Genomic DNA, 18,097 nt, shown 5'->3' with positions numbered 1-18,097 from the left:
CGCCATTTGGCGGGGCCCAAGGTGTTTAACGGCAGCTGTGGCCGGGCCGGATCCGGCCGCGGGCCGGCTCAGCGGCGGGCGGCCGTGGCGATCACGGTGACGGCACGCTCGACCGCGTAGACCGGGTCCTTGGCCTCACCCTTGACCTGGGCGTCGGCCTCGGCCAGGACCTTGATGGCTGTGGCCAGCGCGGGCCCCGTCCAGTGCCCGGCATCGCGGCGGGCGGCATCGACCTGCCACGGCGACATGCCCAGGTCTCGGGCCAGCTGGGCCGAGCTGCCACGGGCCGAGAACACCTTGGCCACCTGCCGGACCTTCATGGCCAGCGCCCCCACGAGCGGCACCGGGTCAACACCCGTGGCCAGCGCGTGGCGCAGCGTGGACAGCGCAACAGGGCCGTTGCCTGCCAGCGCGGCGTCGGCCACGCGGAAGGCAGTGGCCTCCACCCGTCCGCCGTAGTACTTGTCCACGTCGTCGCTGCTGACCATGCCTGTGGTGTCGGAGATGAGCTGGGAGCAGGCGGCTGCCAACTCCGAAAGGCTGGCCCCAACGGCGGCCACGAGGGCGCGGACGGCCGCAGCGTCGATCCGGCGCTTGTTGAGGGAGAACTCCGCACTGACAAACTGGGCCTTCTCGGCGTCCTTCTTCAGCGGCTGGCATTCCACTCGGGGTGCACCGAGGGCCTTGAGGGCGTCCAAAAGCTTCTTGCCGCGGGTTCCGCCGGCGTGGCTGAGCAGCAGCATGGTGTCGGGGGCAGGGTCCTTGATGTACGACAGCACGTCCTGCAGGAAGTCGTCGTTCATGGCGGCCAGCCCGGATGCCTCGATGAGCTTGGGCTCGCTGAACAGGGAGGGGCTGGCGATCATGCCCAGCTGCCCGGGCGAATAGTTCGAGGCGTCGAGCGTTGTCAGTTCCAGCTCGGGATTCTGTGCCCGCAACTTGCGCCGGACATCGTCGGTGGCGCGGCTGGCCAGGAAGTCCTCCGGGCCGAACAAGAGCACCACGGGGGCCAAGGGAACATCGCGCCAGTCGGCACCGCCCGTGGACCCCTGGGAAGCGCGGGGTGCCGGCGTCACGGCTTGATTCCTGTCCATGCAATATTCACAGCATCCACTTTGCCATCCCCAACCACTATTCCCAACCCGCGCCGCAGCCTCCGCACCGCCTTCCATTCCCCGCGCCCGGCACCGCGTTCACATCCGGAGCACAGCGGAGGTCCACCAGGCAGCCACAGCTGCAGCGATGAGCACGGCAAGCCCAAAGCCGTGGCGCCGCCAGCGGGCCGGCACCCGCGACAGCAGCCAGGCCGCTGCCGCCGCGGCACGCTCCCGTTCCACGATCGCGGCCAGGGCCGTGAGCACCGAAGCGTTCAGCAGCGCCATGAGCACCACGCCCGGCGCTCCCCCGGGCCAAGGCATGCTTGCACCGGGCAGATTGGCCATGTTTCTTGCCACAACGGCCACCCACCAAGAACCCGCACCGCTGGCCGCCGCACACAAACCTGCCAGCGGCGGGGCCACCGCGGCAATGGCCATGCCCAGTGTCCCCACAGTGGTCACGAGCGCCACAACGGGAGCTGCCAGCATGTTGGCGGGAATCGTGTAGGGCGTAAAGCGCGCCTGGAGCAGCACGATGACGGGCGCACAGAACAGCTGGGCGGCCAGCGGGATGGCCACCGCCTGGGCCAGCCACAGCGGCAGCAGGGCAGCCAGCCAGGTGGCGCAGCGGCGCCCCACCAGGTGAATGCCGAGTGTTGCCAGGACCGAGAGAATGAACGCATAGTCAGCGGCCAGCCAGGGGTCCGCCAGCAGCAGCACCACGATGCTGGCGGACAGCAGCGCTCCCACGCGCCGGGGACGCCCACCCACAACGGCCAGGGCCCCGATGGCCCCCATGACCGCCGCCCGCAGCACGCTGGGGTCCGGCCCCACCACCAAGACAAAGCCCAGCAGACCGGCCAGTGATCCGGCCAAGGCGAGGACGCGCGGCGCCCGCAGCGACCGCAGCAGCAACAGCAATGAGGCCAGGACCAGCGAACAGTTCGCCCCGCTGACGGCCGTCAGATGTGTCAGTCCCACAGTCTTCATGGCGTCCTCCAGCGTGGGATCCAGGCCGTCGCGTTGGCCCATGACCATCCCGGGCAGCAGGCCAGCCACGTCGTGCGAACGCCCGGCCCACACGGCCTCAACCGAGCTGGTCCAGGAGCTGCGCACGGTGGCCACGGCGCGGCTGCCGGCGCCCGTGGCCGGAACAATGTTCTGCGGGACAGTGGTCGGGCGGAGCACCCCGGCCGGCGATCCGCCCGCAGGGGAAGCCTGGACGTTGCCCGCCGTGGTTGCCGTCTCGCCCCGCCGGAGCACCGCCCACTCCGCGCCGGCGATGACCCTGATGGCAACACTTCCCGTCATGGCCCTGCCGTTGGCCGTGGCCCACACAATACGCCCGTCAAAGGCCACCTGTCCCTGACCATGGCCGGCCGAGAGCGTGCGCGGGGCCGAGCCAACCTCCAGCGTGAGCACCAGGTCCCTGCCCTGCGCCACAGCCTGCGCCAGGGGCGACGCTCCCGCGCTCCAGCCCCGCAGAGCCACTGAGAGGAGGACGGCCAGGACGCAGGCAGCGGCGAACAGGGCCGTGGGCGCAGCCGCGGAAAGTGCCCGACGCCGGCGCACGGCAGCCGCCGCGCCCAGGGCGGCGAAGAACATCACAGCTCCGCCCAGGAGAGCGGGCCCGGCCATTGAACCCGGCAGCGCGGCCGAGATGGCGGCCGCAGCCCACGTGGCGGCCGCCGCGGGCACGAGCCGGACATCCGGACGCCGCCGCTCAAGCTGGCCGGTCCGGGCCTCCTGCGCCATCGCCACACTGTTCCGCAAAGTCCGCCCGCGCTCGCGCAACCGCTCAGCCGCAGGACGCCTTGGCGCCGAAGTCGGCTCCCCCACGGCGGCCCGGGCAAATCTGGCCCACCGCGGTTCCCTAACCCTCATGAAACCACCACCAGCCCGCTGAGCCCGGCCAGGAGCTTTGTTCCAATGCCGGCCACGGCCGACAATCCCTCGACCGAGGCAAACGGCCCGTGCTCCGTCCGCCAGGCAACAATGCGCCCGGCAAGGACGGGGCCGACACCCGGCAGTTCCTCCAGTTCCGCCGCCGATGCCGTGTTGACGTTGACCGGTCCCTGTGCCGAGGAGCCCGGCGGGCCGCCCTGGCCGGCGGCAGGCGGAGCCCCGGCAGAATTTCCGCCTCCGGCGGCTGCCTGCTCCTTGGTGGGGACAAAGACCTGGATGCCGTCGGACAAGGGGGCTGCAAGGTTCAGGGCGGAGAGTTCTGCCACTGGCAGGGCTCCCCCGGCAGCATCAACGGCCTGGAACACCCGGCTGCCGGCAGCCAGCTTGTATATTCCCGCATGGGCGACGGCGCCGGCCACGTGCACCACCAGGATGCCCGCCACCGGAGTTGCCCCGGGAGGGCCCGCGCCCGCGGTAGCTGCCGCCGCAGCCCAGGACGGCCCCGGAGCCGGTGCAGCGGCCTTGGTGCCGGGAGGTTCCGATGCCGCCAGCGGCGGGACAGTCACCCGTCCCGCCGCACCCAGCTCGGCAGAAGCACCCTGGACACCGGCAGATTCGATCCAGAGCACACCGAAGGCCGCGGCCAACATGGCCAGCACCACGACCAGGGCACGCAGGGATACAACCCAGCGCGGACTCTGCCCGCCGGTGGCGCGTGGATGGGCAATCTGCGGGCGTGCGTGGAGGGCCCGGCCTGACCGTGCGGCCTCAAAGCCGTCCCAGCCGCCGTCCGGCCGGACTGCCCTGCCCGCGCCCCGGCGCAGGCCCCTGCGATTGCTGCCCATGACCCAACGCTAGGGCCGGAGGAACCCGCACCGCCCGCCAAAGGGGCAATCTGTGGCTGGCTAGGGCTCTTGCCCCACCTGTGGGGGAACTGGTCATCCGGCGCCGCCTGTGGCCTGCTAGGGCTCCTGCCCCACCTGTGGGGGAACCAATGCACCGGCGACCACCACGACCAGCACACCAAGGCCGGCATGCGCGGCGAGGACGGCCGGGAGCCGGGTCAGGGTCGCATCGGCTAGGCCGGGCGCCCGCGCCTGCAGGGAGCTGCCCAGCGCCTTGGCCTGGGCCTCGTTGCCGAAGTGGTGAACGCTGACCTGGGTGGCGGAGGCGCCCCGCGAGGCGATCTCGGCAGCGGCCAGCTCCTCCAACCGGGCTACTGCCTTGGCTGCCGTGCGGACCTTTTCCAGCGGCACCACGGCGCCGTCGCGGATGCCCAGGATGGGCTTGATGTCGAGCACGGTGCCAAGCCAGGAGGAGGCCAGGCTGATGCGCCCGCCCCGCCGGAGCTGTTCCAGGCTGGGCACATAGAAGTAGATGACAGTTCCGGCCACGGCTGCGTTCGCCGCGGCAATGACGTCTTCGGCGCTCTTCCCGGCCAGTGCCGCCGCGATGGCCGACTGCACACCCCTGCCCTGCCCCATGCCCACGGTGCCGGTGTCCACCACGTGGACGGGGATGGTGGCGCGTCCGGCGGCCAGCGACGCGGAGTCGTGTGTTCCGGAGAGCTTGCTGGAGATGTGGAGCGAGACGACGGCGTCATATCCGGCAGCCGCGGCCGCCCGGTAGGCGCGGTCGAACTGGCCGGGCGACGGCCGGGAGGTCTTGACCGAGGTGCCCGAGGCCAGGGCGAGGGAGATGTGGGACTCCAGCTCGGCGTCGTCGTCGGAAAAGACGTTCTCGCCAATGATGACGGGCATGGAGACAACACGCAGCAGCCCGCCCTCGGCGCAGCTGCGCACCCATTCCGGGGGCAGGGCGGCGGCCGAGTCGGTCACAACGGCAACTGTGGGGCGGGGCTGGGCAGTGGCTGCCCCGGGCACGGCGGCGTCGGCCCGGGGCCGCAGCCGCTGGAGCTGCTGGCGCAGCCAGGACAATGCCGGGGGTGTTTCGCTCATGCCCGCCTCCCTTTCAAAGTCCGTGCAAACGCACAGTGCCTCCCGCCCCCGGACGGGAGAGGAAGGCACTGTGCAGCGATGGCCCTGCTCCGCTTAGGCGGGAACGATATTGACCAGCTTAGGCGCACGCACGATCACGGTGCGGATGCCGCGGCCGTCAAGTGCCTTCTGGACGGTCGCCGAGGCCAGCGCCAGCTCACGAAGATCGTCCTCGGAGATGTCCGGGGACACCTCGAGGCGGTCCTTGAGCTTGCCCTGGATCTGGACGATGGCCGTGACGCTCTGCTGCACCAGCAGGGATTCGTCGACGGCGGGGAAGCCTGCGTTGGCCACCGAGGCCGGGTGGCCCAGTGCGTTCCACATGTCCTCGGCCGTGTACGGCGCGAAGAGGCTCAGGATGACGGCCACGGTTTCGGCTGCCTCGCGAACGGCGGGGTCGGCGGGACCGGCTCCGGAGTCGATGACCTTGCGCGTGGCGTTGACGAGTTCCATGAGCTTGGCGACCACAACGTTGAACTTGTGGCCTTCCAGCAGGGCCTTGGCCTCGTGCACGGTCCGGTGCGAGAGCGAGCGCAGGGCGGCGTCGCCGGCGGCCGGGTCGGTGCCCGGTTCGCTGGCCACGTCGTTGCCCAGGCGCCAGGCGCGGGCCAGGAACTTCGCGGAGCCGGCCGGCGAAACATCCGCCCAGTCGACGTCGTCCTCCGGCGGGCCGGCAAAGACCATGGTGAGGCGGATGGCGTCCACGCCGTACTTGTCCAGCTGCTGGCCCAGGTCAACACCGTTGCCCAGGGACTTGCTCATGGCCTTGCCGCCGTTGAGCACCTGGCCCTGGTTCAGCAGTGCGCTGAAGGGCTCGGTGGCTTCGAGCAGGCCGAGGTCGTGGATGACCTTGGTGAAGAAGCGGGCGTAGAGCAGGTGCAAGATGGCGTGCTCCACGCCGCCCACGTACTGGCCCACGGGCATCCAGTCGTTGACCTTGGCCGGGTCAAACGGGCCTTCGGTGAACTGCGGGGAAACGAAGCGCAGGAAGTACCAGGAGGAGTCCACGAACGTGTCCATGGTGTCGGTGTCGCGCTTGGCGGGCTTGCCACAGGACGGGCAGTCCACATTGACCCACTCGGCAGCTGCGGCCAGCGGGGAGGTGCCCTTCGGGGACAGGTCTTCGCCGCGCAGGTTGTCCGGCAGGCGCACGGGCAGCTGGTCATCCGGAACAGGCACTTCGCCACAGTCGGCGCAGTGGATGATCGGGATGGGCGTGCCCCAGAAACGCTGGCGGGAGAGCAGCCAGTCGCGCAGGCGGAAGTTCACGAACTTCTTGCCGGTGCCCAGCTTTTCCAGGATTTCAATGGCGGCCGGGATGCCCTCGGACTTCGAGAGGCCGTTCAGCTCGCCGGAGTTGATCAGGGTGCCCTCGCCGGTGGTGGCGGTGCCGGTCTCAGCGGGGTCTTCCATGCCGGTGTCCAGGACGGCGCGGACGGGCAGACCGAAGGCCTTGGCGAAGTCCAGGTCGCGCTGGTCGTGGGCGGGGACGGCCATGATGGCGCCCGTGCCGTAGTCGGCCAGCACGTAGTCGGCGGCCCAGACAGGCAGCTTTTCGCCGGTCAGCGGGTTGACCGCGTAGCGGCCGGTGAACACGCCGGTCTTGGGGCGTTCGGTGGACTGGCGCTCGATGTCGCTCAGCGCCTTGACCTGCTCGCGGTATTCGCTCAGGGCCTCGGCGTGCTCGGCCGTGACCAAGTCCAGTGCCAGCGGTGCGTCGGCGGCAACAACGAAGAACGTTGCACCGTAGAGGGTGTCCGGGCGCGTGGTGAAGACCGTCAGCTCCTGCTGTGCCTTCTCCTCGCCGGCTGCCTCGATCACGAAGGTGACGTGGGCGCCCTCGGAGCGGCCGATCCAGTTCTTCTGCATGGCCAGCACGCGGTCCGGCCAGTGGCCGCGCAGCGCGTCCATGTCATCCAGCAGGCGGTCGGCGTAGTCGGTGATCTTGAAGTACCACTGGTTCAGGGACTTCTTGGTCACGATGGTGCCGCAGCGCTCACAGGCGCCGTTGACGACCTGCTCGTTGGCCAGCACTGTCTGGTCCTTGGGGCACCAGTTGACGGGAGAGTTCTTCCGGTACGCCAGGCCGCGCTCGTGGAAGCGCTTGAACAGCCACTGCGTCCAGCGGTAGTACTCGGGGTCTGAGGTCTGCAGCCGGCGCGACCAGTCCACGGAGATGGCGTAGCGCTTGAAGGAGCCGGCCTGCGTGTCAATGTTGGCGTACGTCCACTCGCTGGGGTGGGCGTTGTGCTTGATCGCGGCGTTCTCGGCGGGCAGGCCAAAGGAGTCCCAGCCGATCGGGTGCAGCACGTCATAGCCCAGCTGGCGCCAGTAGCGGGAGACCACGTCTCCCATGGCGAAGGCCTCGGCGTGGCCCATGTGGAGGTCGCCCGAGGGGTACGGGAACATGTCAAGGACGTAGCGGCGTTCCTTGGATCCGTCGTCAAGCGGGGTGAAGACCTTAAGCTCGTCCCAGATGTCCGGCCATTTGGCTTCCATCGAGGCGAAATTGTAGACGACCTCTTTGCTGTTCTCTTCAGTCTGGGACTGCACGCTCACGTACCCTGCCTTTTCATTCATCATTGGCTTGTTGTTCCTTCTGTCCCCGTACACACAAAAGCCCCTCGACTCAGCAAGGGGCGGCCGCAATGGTGGTTGCGGCTAGGGAAGAAGGAGGAAGTTATGCACCCTCCCACTTTAGCGCATTGGGCACGCATGCCCGCCGCCGTGCCGCAGTGGGAAAAGCACGACGGCGGGACGCCTCCTTGGGAGGGCCCCGCCGTCGCACATTTTCATCCCCTAGAGGACGTCCTCGTCAACCCAGTCCATGGACTTGGTGACGGCCTTCTTCCACAGGCGCATCTGGCGGTCGCGCTCGGCGGCATCCATCTGCGGCTCCCAGCGCTTGTCCTCGGCCCAGTTGGAGGACAGCTCGCCCAGGCCGTTCCAGAAGCCCACGGCCAGGCCGGCCGCGTAGGCTGCGCCGAGCGCCGTGGTTTCGGTGACCTTGGGGCGGATCACCGGAACGCCCAGGATGTCGGCCTGGAACTGCATGAGGGCATCGTTGGCGACCATGCCGCCGTCGACCTTCAGCTCGGTCAGGTCAACGCCGGAGTCTGCGTTGACGGCGTCAAGCACCTCGCGGGTCTGGAAAGCCGTGGCTTCCAGGGCTGCCCGGGCAATGTGGTTCTTGTTCACAAAGCGGGTCAGGCCCACGATGGCGCCGCGGGCGTCTGCACGCCAGTACGGGGCGAAGAGGCCGGAGAATGCCGGGACGATGTACACGCCGCCGTTGTTCTCGACCGCTGCGGCCAGTGTCTCAACTTCCGGCGCGGACTGGATCATGCCGATGTTGTCGCGCAGCCACTGGATGAGCGAGCCTGTGACGGCGATGGAGCCTTCCAGTGCGTAGTGCGGTGCGGCGTCGCCGAGCTTGTAGCCCAGCGTGGTCAGCAGCCCGTTCTTTGAGTGGACGATTTCCTCGCCCGTGTTGAAGATGAGGAAGCAGCCCGTGCCGTAGGTGTTCTTGGCCTCGCCGGCTTCGAAGGCCGCCTGGCCGAACGTTGCCGCCTGCTGGTCGCCCAGGATGCCGGCAACCGGGACCTCGCGCAGCAGCTGTGAGGTGTGGACGTGGCCGTAGACCTCGGAGGAGGACTTGATGGCGGGCATCATGGACTTCGGCACGCCGAACACGGCCAGGATTTCCTCGTCCCAGGACAGGGTTTCCAGGTCCATGAACATGGTGCGGGAAGCGTTGGTGACGTCGGTGATGTGCACGCCGCCGTCGGTGCCGCCGGTCAGGTTCCAGGTGACCCAGCTGTCCGTGTTGCCGAACAGGAGGTCGCCGGCTTCAGCCTTGGCGCGGGCGCCTTCAACGTTGTCCAGGATCCACTTGATCTTGGTGCCGGAGAAGTAGGTGGCCAGCGGCAGGCCCACCTTGGCCTTGAAACGCTCCACGCCGCCGTCGGCCGCAAGCTCGTCCACGATGGACTGGGTGCGGGTGTCCTGCCACACGATCGCGTTGTAGACCGGGACACCGGTGTTCTTGTCCCAGACCACGGCTGTTTCGCGCTGGTTGGTGATCCCCACGCCCACGATGTCGTGGCGGGTCAGGTTCGCCTGGGCCAGGGCGGTGCCAATGACCTCGCGGGTGTTGTTCCAGATCTCGGCGGCGTCGTGCTCGACCCAGCCGGCCTTGGGGAAAATCTGCTCGTGCTCGAGCTGGCCGGTGGAGACAATGTTGCCGTCGTGGTCGAAGACGATGGCACGGCTGCTGGTGGTTCCCTGGTCAATGGCAATTACATACTGAGACATCATTGTTTCCTTTTGTTGTATGCGAAAGAAAGCTGCAGTTAGGCGGAAAGGACTACTTGACCAGCAGCGGCATCCACTGCGAGCACAGGCCGGCCAGGACACCGCCGATGACGGGTCCAACCACCGGAACCCAGGCGTAGCTCCAGTCGCTGGAGCCCTTGCCCTTGATGGGCAGCAGTGCGTGGGCGATACGGGGGCCCAGGTCACGGGCGGGGTTGATGGCGTAGCCCGTGGGCCCACCGAGTGAGGCGCCGATGCCGACGACCAGGAGTGCAACGGCCAGCGGGCCGAGCTGGTTGGGCTGGTTGCCGAACATGAGGATCACGAAAACGAGGACGAAGGTGCCGATGATTTCCGTGACGACGTTCCAGCCGTAGTTGCGGATGGCCGGGCCGGTGGAGAAGACGCCGAGCTTGGTGGCGGCGTCGGGCTCTGCATCGAAGTGCTGCTTGTACGCGAGCCAGCAGACCACGGCACCAAGGAAGGCACCGAGGAACTCACCGCCGAAGTAGGTGAAGATGGAGGCGCCGTCCACGGGAACGCCCGGGACGAATTCAGTGGCGCCGCTGGAGACAATGCCCAGCGTGACGGCCGGGTTCAGGTGTGCCCCGGACTTGGCTGCGACGAAGACACCGGCCATGACGGCCAGGCCCCAGCCCCAGTTGACCAGCAGGAAGCCGCCGGCATTTCCCTTGGTTCCCTTGAGCGCGACGTTGGCAACAACACCGCAACCCAGCAGGGTAAGCATTAGGGTTCCCATCACTTCGGACAGGAACACAATTCCTAGAGACATCTTTGACTCCTATTGCTTGGTTTGTTCATGGAAGGGCCCGCCCCGTCTGGGCGGGCCCACTTGAGCCCCTCTTTTGCCCCAGGGGGCTTCAGGCAATCAAGCTCTGCACCTGGACGCCGTGGAAGCGGTCCAGAATTTCAATGCTGTGGCTGATCTCCTCAGCCACGCGTGCCTCGTTCCATCCCAGCGGGCCTGCCAGTGCGGCGGCGGTCTCGGCGAGCAGTTCGCTCGTGACCAGGCCGCGGAAGGCCAGGGAGGTGCGGCGGATCATGACGTCAATGAGGTGGCCGATCTGTTCGTGCTCCACCATGAAGGCAACCTCGCGGTCGCTCAGTTCGCGGGTGGAGTCGAACACGGTGTCCTTGCCCTCGGCGAGGTAGGCCAGCACCTTCTCGGCGCGGGTGCCGTAGCGGGTCAGCAGCACGCCGGCACGGGCGGCGTCGACGGACTCGGCCGTGTGGGAGGCGATCCAGGCCTCGACGCCGGCGTCGGTGGCCGGGAAGTTGGCGCCGCCGCCGATGGGCAGCTTGGCCGTGGACGTCTTGCGCGGTGACCCCAGGATGGACAGGACCTCGCTGCTCATGTGCTCGGACAGGGCGCGGAACGTGGTCCACTTGCCACCCACGAGGCTGAGCACGGGCACGGAGGCGCCGGCGATGGTGCGGTCGGCACGCTCGATGCGGTAGTCGCGGGAGACAAAGCCGGGGGCCGTCTCATCGTGGCGGGGCAGCGGGCGCACGCCGGAGAAGCTGTACACGATGTCCTCGCGGGTGACCAGGATGTTCGGGAACACGTGGCCCACGAGGTCGAAGAAGTAGTCGATCTCCTCTTCCGTGCACACGGCGTCCTTGGTCATGTCTGCGTTGACGTCGGTGGTGCCCACCAGGACGCGGTCGCCCATGGGGTAGATCAGCACGATGCGGCCGTCGGTGTGCTCGAAGAAGATCTCCCGGCCGTTGCAGGCTGCCAGCAGCCCCGGGTGGTCCAGGACGATGTGTGAGCCCTTGGTGCCGCCCATGAAGCGGGTGCCGGCACCCATGGCGGTGTTGGTCATGTCCACCCAGGCGCCGGTGGTGTTGACAATGACGTCTGCGGTGAACGTGAACGTCTCGCCCGTGAGCTGGTCGGTGAGTTCGACGCCGTCGTCCTTGACCGCGGTCAGGGCAACATAGTTGGTGGCGCGGGCCTGTGATTCCCCGGTGGCGGCCTTGCCGGCCTTTTCGCCGTCCTGGAGGACGTCAAGGGTCAGTCGCTCGGGGTTGTGCACCGAGGCGTCGTAGTAGGTTGCGGCGTACTTGATGCCGGGGTGCAGCTGGGGCAGCTCGGCCAGGGCCTTCTTGCGACCCTTGAAGTCGTGGCGGGGAACCGTGCCACCGTCGCGGGAGAAGGCATCGTAGAGGGTCAGGCCGATCTTGATCAGGAAGGCGCCGCGCTCCTGGGGCTTGCCTTGCTTGTGCGTCAGGAACCGCATGGGGGCGCTGAGGATGCCGGAGAAGGTGCTGAAGATCGGAATGGTGGTCTGCAGCGGCTTGACGTAGTGCGGGGCGATCTTGAGCAGGCCGTTGCGCTCAACCACTGATTCCTTGACCAGGCGGAACTCGCCGTTTTCGAGGTAGCGGATGCCGCCGTGGATCATGTGGGAGGAGGCCCCGGATGCGCCCTGGCAGTAGTCGCCGCGTTCCACGAGCGCCACGTCAATGCCCTGCAGGGCCAGGTCGCGGAACGTGCCGACGCCGTTGATGCCGCCGCCGATGATCAGGACACGCGCGTTGGGGCGTTCCTTGAGTGCTTCAACCTGGGTCCGCACCACGGGCTGCACTGCCTGTGGTTCTTCGTTCTTGCCGCCGCTGCCTAGGATTCCCACAATCGACCTCTTCAAGTCCTGTTGCTGTGCGCATTGCGCGCCTGTTCCCATTATTGTTTGAATAGTTGGGAAATATAGTCAACTGCTTTGCACGAACGTGCAGAAAGGGCCGGGTTACCGTGCCAACAAAGCGGACAAGGCAGCAGGACGCGCTCCGGGCTGCACAAATGTACTACTTGCAGGACCAGACCATGGACGCCATTGCCCGCGAGCTGCGCACCTCCCGGTCCACGGTTTCCAGGCTTCTCTCCACGGCCCGCGAGACCGGCCTGGTGCAGATTCAGATCAAGACGCCTTCGGACCGCGCCCCCGAGCTGGAGCGGGTGATCCGCCGCCGCCACAAGGTCGATGTGCACGTTGTCCCCGTCTCCGACATGCTCAACGAGGTGGAGGTTTTGGAGCGCGTGAGCATGCAGGCCGCGCGCACCATTGGCCCGCTCGTGGACTCCAACGCGGTGGTGGGTGTGGCCTGGGGCTCCACCGTCAGCACCGTCAGCAGGCACCTGACCCGCAAGACCACCCACGGCACCACGATTGTCCAGCTCAACGGTGCCGGCAACACGCAGACCTCCGGCATCACGTACGCCTCGGAGATCATCCGCCGCTTTGGCACCGCCTACGGCGCCAAGGTGGAGCAGTTTCCCGTGCCTGCCTTCTTTGACCAGGCCGAGACCAAGGCGATGATGTGGCAGGAGCGCAGTGTCCGGCGCATCCTTGACCTGCAGGAACGCATGACCATCGCCATCTTCGGTGTGGGTTCCATGGACGCCGAAATCCCCAGCCACGTCTACTCCGGCGGCTATCTGGATTCCACCGACCTGGACGCGCTCGAGGCCAGCGGCGTTGCGGGCGACGTGGCAACTGTGTTCTTCCGCTCGGACGGCAGCGACGACGGCATTGTGCTCAACTCACGCTCCAGCGGACCCAGCCTGGACAGCCTGCGCAAGGTCCGGCGTCGTATTTGCGTGGTGTCCGGGCGGCGCAAGATTACCGGACTGCGCGGCGCCCTGGCGGCAGGGCTCGCCACCGATCTAATCCTGGACGAGACCACCGCCCGCGAGCTGGTGGAACAGGACAGCCAGGCCTCGGACCCCATCTTCGGGCTGCTCAACGGCCTGGACGGGCTGTAGCGGAGCTGTTGCGGCGCTGTTGCTGCCCTGCAGGCCGCGCGGCACTGCGCCCGGGGCCGCGCCAATGGGTAAAGTCGTGGGTATGCAACGCTCCCCCAAACACACATTGAACAACGGTGCCGAGATCGACGTCCTGGGCTACGGCGTCTACAAGGTCCCCGCGGAGGACTGCGCCGACCTGGTCTCCACCGCCCTGGACACCGGCTACCGCACGGTGGATACCGCCGCCCTGTACGCCAATGAGGAGGGCGTGGGAGCGGCCATCCGCGGCGCCGTTGCCGCCGGCACACCCCGGGAGGAACTTTTCGTCACCTCAAAGGTGTGGAACACCGACCACGGCTACGACGCCACGCTTGCCGCATTTGAGACCTCAATGGACAAGCTGGGGCTCGACTACCTCGACATGTACCTGATCCACTGGCCGTGCCCGGACCAAGACCTTTTCATCCCCACGTACAAGGCCCTGGAAACCCTCTACAGCGAGGGCCGCGTGCGCGCCATCGGCGTGAGCAACTTTGAACAGGAGCACCTGGCCAAGCTGCTGGATGCCACCGACGTGGTGCCGGCCGTCAACCAGGTGGAGCTGCACCCGTGGCTGCCGCAGACCGAACTGCGCGCCCTGCACGCATCGCTCGGCATCGCCACCCAAGCATGGAGCCCGCTGGCCCGCGGCCAAATCCTGGACGAGCCCGCGCTGCTTGAACTCGCCGCCACCCACGGCCGCACCGTGGCACAGATCGTGCTGCGCTGGCATGTGCAGTCAGGGCACCTGGTGATCCCCAAGGCCAGCTCGCCGCGCCGAATCCAGGAAAACCTGCACATCTTTGATTTCACCCTGGACGCCGCCGAGATGGGGCGCATCGACGCCCTTGAGAGCGGCCGCCGCTCCGGTTCCGACCCCAAACTGATGAAGTAGGGCGGCGTGAAGAAAAGCATTGCGGCGCCCGGCTCGCCCATCGCCGTCGACCTGGCAGACCGGGAAAGCGCCCACATCCTCGACGTTTCTGGCACACCGGTGCATTACTGGGAGTACTCCCCCGTTTCCGGTGTTTCCACCGGCTCCCGAACCATCGTCATGGTGCACGGCTTCCGCGGCGACCACCACGGCCTGGAACGAGTGGTGGAACTGCTGCCGCAGCACCGCATCATCATGGCCGACCTTCCCGGTTTCGGCGATTCGCCCGCCTTCGTTTCCGGCAAGCACGACATCCCCGGCTATGGCGCCTTCCTGGGATCCTTCCTTGGCGCCCTGGACCTGGGTCCGGGGACGGTGCTGCTGGGGCACTCTTTCGGTTCCATCGTGACGAGCCACTTTGTCGCGGCCAACCCGGGGCGGGTTTTCCCGCTCATCCTGGTGAACCCCATCGCTTCGCCCGCACTCGAGGGCCCCAAGGGGATCATGACCAAGCTGGCCGTGTTCTACTATTGGGCCTCGGCACGGCTGCCCGCCGGGCTGGGCAACGCCCTCCTGCGCAGCAAACTCATTGTCCGGGTCATGAGCGTAACCATGGCCAAGACCCGCGACCCCGACTTGCTCGAATTCATCCACGGCCAGCATCACGCCTACTTCAGCGGCTTCGCCAACCGCGACATGCTGCTGGAATCCTTCCAGGCGTCGGTGGGCGGAACCGTCCGCGAAGTCGCCGCTCGGCTGGCGCTGCCAACGCTCCTGATCGCCGGCGCTGAGGATGAGATCGCCACCCTGCCCCACCAGCACAAGCTGCTTGAGCTGCTGCCCGACGGCGAACTCGTGGTCATCGACAAGGTGGGCCACCTGATCCACTACGAGACACCCGAGCCCGCTGCAGCAGCCATCAACGACTTCCTCGAAAGGCACCCCGCCCCGTGAGCCAAGCAACCCCCAGCGGCCAGCCCCAACCCCAGGGCCGGCCGAAGATCGTCATGGACGCCCGCTTCACCCGCATGGACCACCACGACGGGATCAGCCGCTACGGCGCAAGCCTCATGGCCGCCGTCGCCCCCTATGCCGACGTCACCATGCTGATCCACGACGAGCGCCAGCTGGCACTCCTGCCCGACCTGCCCTGGGTGAAGATCAACTCACCGCTCTCCCCCATGGAGCTGTTTGTGGCCCGGCACGTGAACAAGCTGGGCGCCGAGCTGGTGTTCTGCCCCATGCAGACCATGGGCAGCTGGGGGCGGAAGTACCCGCTGGTGCTGACCCTGCACGACCTCATCTACTACGAGCACCCGGCCCCTCCCGGCTTCCTGCCGGCGCCCGTGCGCGTGCTGTGGCGGCTGTACCACAAGGCGTATTGGCCGCAACGGGTGCTGCTCAACCGGGCCGACACCGTGGCCACGATCAGCCAGACCACCTTGGGCCTCATGCGCAGGCACCGGCTCACGAAGCGTCCCATCCGGATCGTCGGCAATGCACCCCAGGGTTCGCGCACGCCGCGCGATGCCTCGGTGGCCCCGGAAAAGTCGCTGGCCTACATGGGCTCGTTCATGCCCTACAAGAACGTGGAAACCCTGATCCGCGGCATGGCCACCCTGCCCGATTTCACCCTCAACCTGCTCAGCCGCATCACGCCGGAGCGCCGCGCCGAACTAGAGGTGCTGGTGCCCGCTGGCGCCTCAGTGGTTTTCCACAATGGGGTCACCGATGCAGAGTACGACGAACTTCTGCTGCGCACCACGGCCCTTGTCACGCTGTCCAAGGCGGAGGGCTATGGCCTGCCGCTGGTTGAAGCCATGGCATTGGGGACTCCCGTCGTGGTGGCCGACACCGAGATTTTCCGGGAGGTTGGCGGGACGGCAGCGCAGTACGTGCCTGCCGATTCGCCTGAAGCTTTCGCGGCCGCCGTCCGGGCCTTGGAGTCTCCTGCAGACTGGGCTGCAAGGTCGACGGCGTCCGTTTCGCAGGCGGCCACGTTCAGCTGGGATGACTCAGCCCGTGAGCTGCTGGCGATTGCCCGGGAGCTGCGCGGCTAGCGCTTTTTCTGTTGGGCAATTTGCCGTTTGAACCATCGGCATCGGAGCGGTACTGCAATGTGCAGGACCGCCGCGATGCTTTTGAGGTTGGCTTGGTGCTGTGTCGGGTGGCTGCTGGATTCGGCCGTTTCAGGTGTCCGCGGCGTCCGGGGTGCCGTTCTGCCCGTCCTGCTGGAGTGCCTTGGTGATGTGGTTTTTGAGCCATTTGGGGTAGGCGGGGCGTGGGTGTTCTGTGTTCTGGGGTGGGTGGTAGTTGCCTGAGGGTGAGATCCAGCCGATGCGCCCGTCCTGGCAGGGCTTGGGCGTCCAGCCGGGCAGGCGGATTCCGGTGCGCCAGGGCTCGGCGATCCGGCGTGCTGTCCCGTGCCGGTTCTTGTCGTCCTTGAAGTGCTTGAGCCGGTGGTGGTGGGCGCAGGCCGGGCGCAGATTCCCCGGCGTGGTCTTCCCGCCCTGGGCGAAGGCCTTGACGTGGTCGAGGTCGGTGAGCAGGACCGGGTTGGTGCAGTTGGGGAAGTAGCAGCCCCCGGCCAGCGCTTGCAGCACGGCTTTCTCGGCGTCGCGCAGTGTGTAGCGTTCTGGTTCCAAAGGCAGCGCTTCCCCGCTGATCGGGTCCGTAAGCACCCGCAGGAACGTGGAGGAGGAGGCCAGCAGTTTCCGGGCGATGCCCATCGGCACGGGCCCGGCATGTACATCGTCGAGTTCGGCGGGTTCGTCCGTGAGGCCCAGCAATCCCAGGACCGGGACTGTCACGATGACCAGGGCCTTGGGCAGCGGCGGATCGGTGAGCACCACGTTGTTGGCCAAGTCGGCCAGTTGTTGCAGGTACTCGGCCTGGGGGTGTTCGAGGATGCCGTCCACGACCCCGTCCACCCAGCCGGATCCGTCCCCGACCACCACCCCGGCCACCGGAGCCTCCTCCCCGGCGGTGTCAGTGCCCTCGCCAGGGCCGCCTGCGGGCAGGATTGTCCCCTCGAGCGGGGTCCCGGCATCAGCGGCTGCGCCCTCCGCCACTTGAGGAAGGGTGGGCTGCGGGTCTGGGCGGGCGTGTTGCCAGGGTGGTTCTTCGTCCGTCACGGTGACCCCGAAGGCAGACTTCTGCCCAAACACCACATCCCCGCTGGCCGGGTCATTGCCGCATTCACGACCGGTGCCGGTGGCGGCGGTGTCCCCTGGCGGGTGCTGCCCGGCGGGGAAGAAGCTGGAACCGGCCTGGGCCCTCGCGCCCGCAGCGTCCGGGCCGGGATGATCGAAAGCCCCGCGCGGACCGAACGTGACGGGCGAACCGCCTGGGCCGGGGCCGGCCCGGAAACCATTGAAGCCGTTGCCGGCGCCGGCGCTAGTGCCGGGGCCCGGGCTGGTGGTGTTGGTGGTGGTGTACTGGGTGGTGGTGGGTGGTTCCTGGCCCAGGAGCAGGATTGCGGCGACGTCGGCCCGGAGCTGTTCCAGGGTCCGGTACTCCCGCATATCCTCCCCGCTCCCGCCACGGGCGTCGGCGGCGCGTTGGGCTTCGGCGGCGTTGGCCTTGATCGCACGGGCGGCCCGGGTGCAATGGACCATGATCGCGTTCGCCGCGAGCGTGGGCAGATGCAGGCTCAACCAGCTCATCCCGTCCCGCCCCGGTTCCACCCCGATCCGCCGGGACCTAAACGCCTCCGCCGTGCGGGTGCCCAGGGACGCCGGGAACAAGGACTCCCGGGCCCGGCAGGCCTTGGCAGCAAACACCCCCGCCGTGGTCCCCACCGCCAAACGCAGCAAGCGCTGCTCAAAATCCTCCACGTCGCTCTCGGTGACCGAGGGGGTTTCGGCCAGGGTCTCCAGCTCGGCCAGGACCGTGCACACATGCCGCCAGGACAGCGCCCCGGATACCAGTGCTTCCCGGGTGACGGGCCGCTGCTGCAGCGCCACCGCCCGATGGCCCAGGGCTGCGGCGGTGCGTTCGGCAATGCCCAACACCACCGCGATTTCCGCCACGCACCCGGATTCCGCGTTCACCCGCTGCCCCGCGTCCAGCTTGTACACCACCGCCTCCACCGACGCCGCGC

The 18,097-nt window shown here is 67.8% G+C and carries 13 protein-coding genes; 4 read left to right on the top strand and 9 right to left on the bottom strand.

Features of this window, described 5'->3' with window-relative positions:
• Window positions 1–68: 68 nt before the first annotated feature.
• From holA to PCK14_RS14785, 8 genes are all read right to left on the bottom strand, one after another.
• A complete protein-coding gene (holA, locus tag PCK14_RS14820; protein ID WP_442864738.1) occupies window positions 69–1,094 on the bottom strand; it encodes a DNA polymerase III subunit delta in 1,026 nt (341 codons plus the stop codon).
• A 99-nt stretch (window positions 1,095–1,193) separates the two neighbouring features.
• Window positions 1,194–2,852, bottom strand: coding sequence for a ComEC/Rec2 family competence protein (locus PCK14_RS14815; RefSeq protein WP_269939276.1), 1,659 nt, complete (start codon window positions 2,850–2,852; stop codon window positions 1,194–1,196).
• Window positions 2,853–2,977: 125 nt separating this feature from the next.
• Window positions 2,978–3,847, bottom strand: a complete 870-nt coding sequence (locus tag PCK14_RS14810) for a ComEA family DNA-binding protein (RefSeq protein WP_269939275.1) — start codon at window positions 3,845–3,847, stop codon at window positions 2,978–2,980.
• Between the two features lie 117 nt (window positions 3,848–3,964).
• The gene (locus tag PCK14_RS14805) at window positions 3,965–4,960 is read right to left on the bottom strand and encodes a DegV family protein (RefSeq protein WP_269939274.1); all 996 of its coding nucleotides are present in this window, start codon (window positions 4,958–4,960) and stop codon (window positions 3,965–3,967) included.
• A 93-nt stretch (window positions 4,961–5,053) separates the two neighbouring features.
• Window positions 5,054–7,558 (bottom strand): leucine--tRNA ligase, encoded by a 2,505-nt coding sequence (gene leuS, locus PCK14_RS14800; RefSeq protein ID WP_442864741.1) that lies wholly within the window; start codon window positions 7,556–7,558, stop codon window positions 5,054–5,056.
• Between the two features lie 240 nt (window positions 7,559–7,798).
• On the bottom strand, window positions 7,799–9,313 hold the full coding sequence (glpK, locus tag PCK14_RS14795; protein WP_269939272.1) for a glycerol kinase GlpK: 1,515 nt from the start codon (window positions 9,311–9,313) through the stop codon (window positions 7,799–7,801).
• A gap of 52 nt (window positions 9,314–9,365) precedes the next feature.
• Entirely contained in the window at window positions 9,366–10,106 is a 741-nt protein-coding gene (locus tag PCK14_RS14790; RefSeq protein WP_269939271.1) for an MIP/aquaporin family protein, read from the bottom strand.
• Between the two features lie 88 nt (window positions 10,107–10,194).
• Window positions 10,195–11,925: a glycerol-3-phosphate dehydrogenase/oxidase gene (locus tag PCK14_RS14785; RefSeq protein WP_269939344.1), complete on the bottom strand. Its 1,731-nt coding sequence runs from the start codon at window positions 11,923–11,925 to the stop codon at window positions 10,195–10,197.
• Between the two features lie 212 nt (window positions 11,926–12,137).
• On the opposite strand from PCK14_RS14785, the gene PCK14_RS14780 reads away from it, so the two are divergent.
• The 4 genes from PCK14_RS14780 to PCK14_RS14765 all read left to right on the top strand — a co-directional run bounded on the left by PCK14_RS14780 (window position 12,138) and on the right by PCK14_RS14765 (window position 16,055).
• Entirely contained in the window at window positions 12,138–13,100 is a 963-nt protein-coding gene (locus PCK14_RS14780) for a sugar-binding transcriptional regulator (protein ID WP_333474364.1), read from the top strand.
• 82 nt (window positions 13,101–13,182) lie between these two features.
• Entirely contained in the window at window positions 13,183–14,016 is an 834-nt protein-coding gene (locus tag PCK14_RS14775) for an aldo/keto reductase (protein ID WP_269939269.1), read from the top strand.
• 6 nt (window positions 14,017–14,022) lie between these two features.
• Window positions 14,023–14,949, top strand: coding sequence for an alpha/beta fold hydrolase (locus PCK14_RS14770; RefSeq protein ID WP_442864737.1), 927 nt, complete (start codon window positions 14,023–14,025; stop codon window positions 14,947–14,949).
• Between the two features lie 53 nt (window positions 14,950–15,002).
• Complete coding sequence (locus PCK14_RS14765) at window positions 15,003–16,055, top strand: glycosyltransferase family 4 protein (RefSeq protein WP_269939342.1); 1,053 nt, start codon at window positions 15,003–15,005, stop codon at window positions 16,053–16,055.
• 129 nt (window positions 16,056–16,184) lie between these two features.
• On the opposite strand, the gene PCK14_RS14760 is transcribed toward PCK14_RS14765, so the two are convergent.
• A partial coding sequence (locus PCK14_RS14760; protein ID WP_269939268.1) for an HNH endonuclease signature motif containing protein occupies window positions 16,185–18,097 on the bottom strand: 1,913 nt, incomplete at its 5' end.

This window comes from Arthrobacter sp. HY1533 (assembly GCF_027568515.1).
Taxonomy (GTDB): domain Bacteria; phylum Actinomycetota; class Actinomycetes; order Actinomycetales; family Micrococcaceae; genus Specibacter.
The sequence above is the reverse complement of the archived record's forward strand: the minus strand, read 5'-3'. Positions and strand labels throughout refer to the sequence as shown.

Excerpts from the sequence above, each read along its gene's own strand:
- PCK14_RS14780 (WP_333474364.1), top strand. The coding sequence starts at position 12,138 with ATGTACTACTTGCAGGACCAGACCATGGACGCCATTGCCCGCGAGCTG.
- PCK14_RS14805 (WP_269939274.1), bottom strand. The coding sequence starts at position 4,960 with ATGAGCGAAACACCCCCGGCATTGTCCTGGCTGCGCCAGCAGCTCCAG.
- glpK (WP_269939272.1), bottom strand. The coding sequence starts at position 9,313 with ATGTCTCAGTATGTAATTGCCATTGACCAGGGAACCACCAGCAGCCGT.
- PCK14_RS14815 (WP_269939276.1), bottom strand. The coding sequence starts at position 2,852 with ATGGCGCAGGAGGCCCGGACCGGCCAGCTTGAGCGGCGGCGTCCGGAT.
- PCK14_RS14810 (WP_269939275.1), bottom strand. The coding sequence starts at position 3,847 with ATGGGCAGCAATCGCAGGGGCCTGCGCCGGGGCGCGGGCAGGGCAGTC.
- PCK14_RS14775 (WP_269939269.1), top strand. The coding sequence starts at position 13,183 with ATGCAACGCTCCCCCAAACACACATTGAACAACGGTGCCGAGATCGAC.
- PCK14_RS14765 (WP_269939342.1), top strand. The coding sequence starts at position 15,003 with ATGGACGCCCGCTTCACCCGCATGGACCACCACGACGGGATCAGCCGC.
- PCK14_RS14790 (WP_269939271.1), bottom strand. The coding sequence starts at position 10,106 with ATGTCTCTAGGAATTGTGTTCCTGTCCGAAGTGATGGGAACCCTAATG.
- holA (WP_442864738.1), bottom strand. The coding sequence starts at position 1,094 with ATGGACAGGAATCAAGCCGTGACGCCGGCACCCCGCGCTTCCCAGGGG.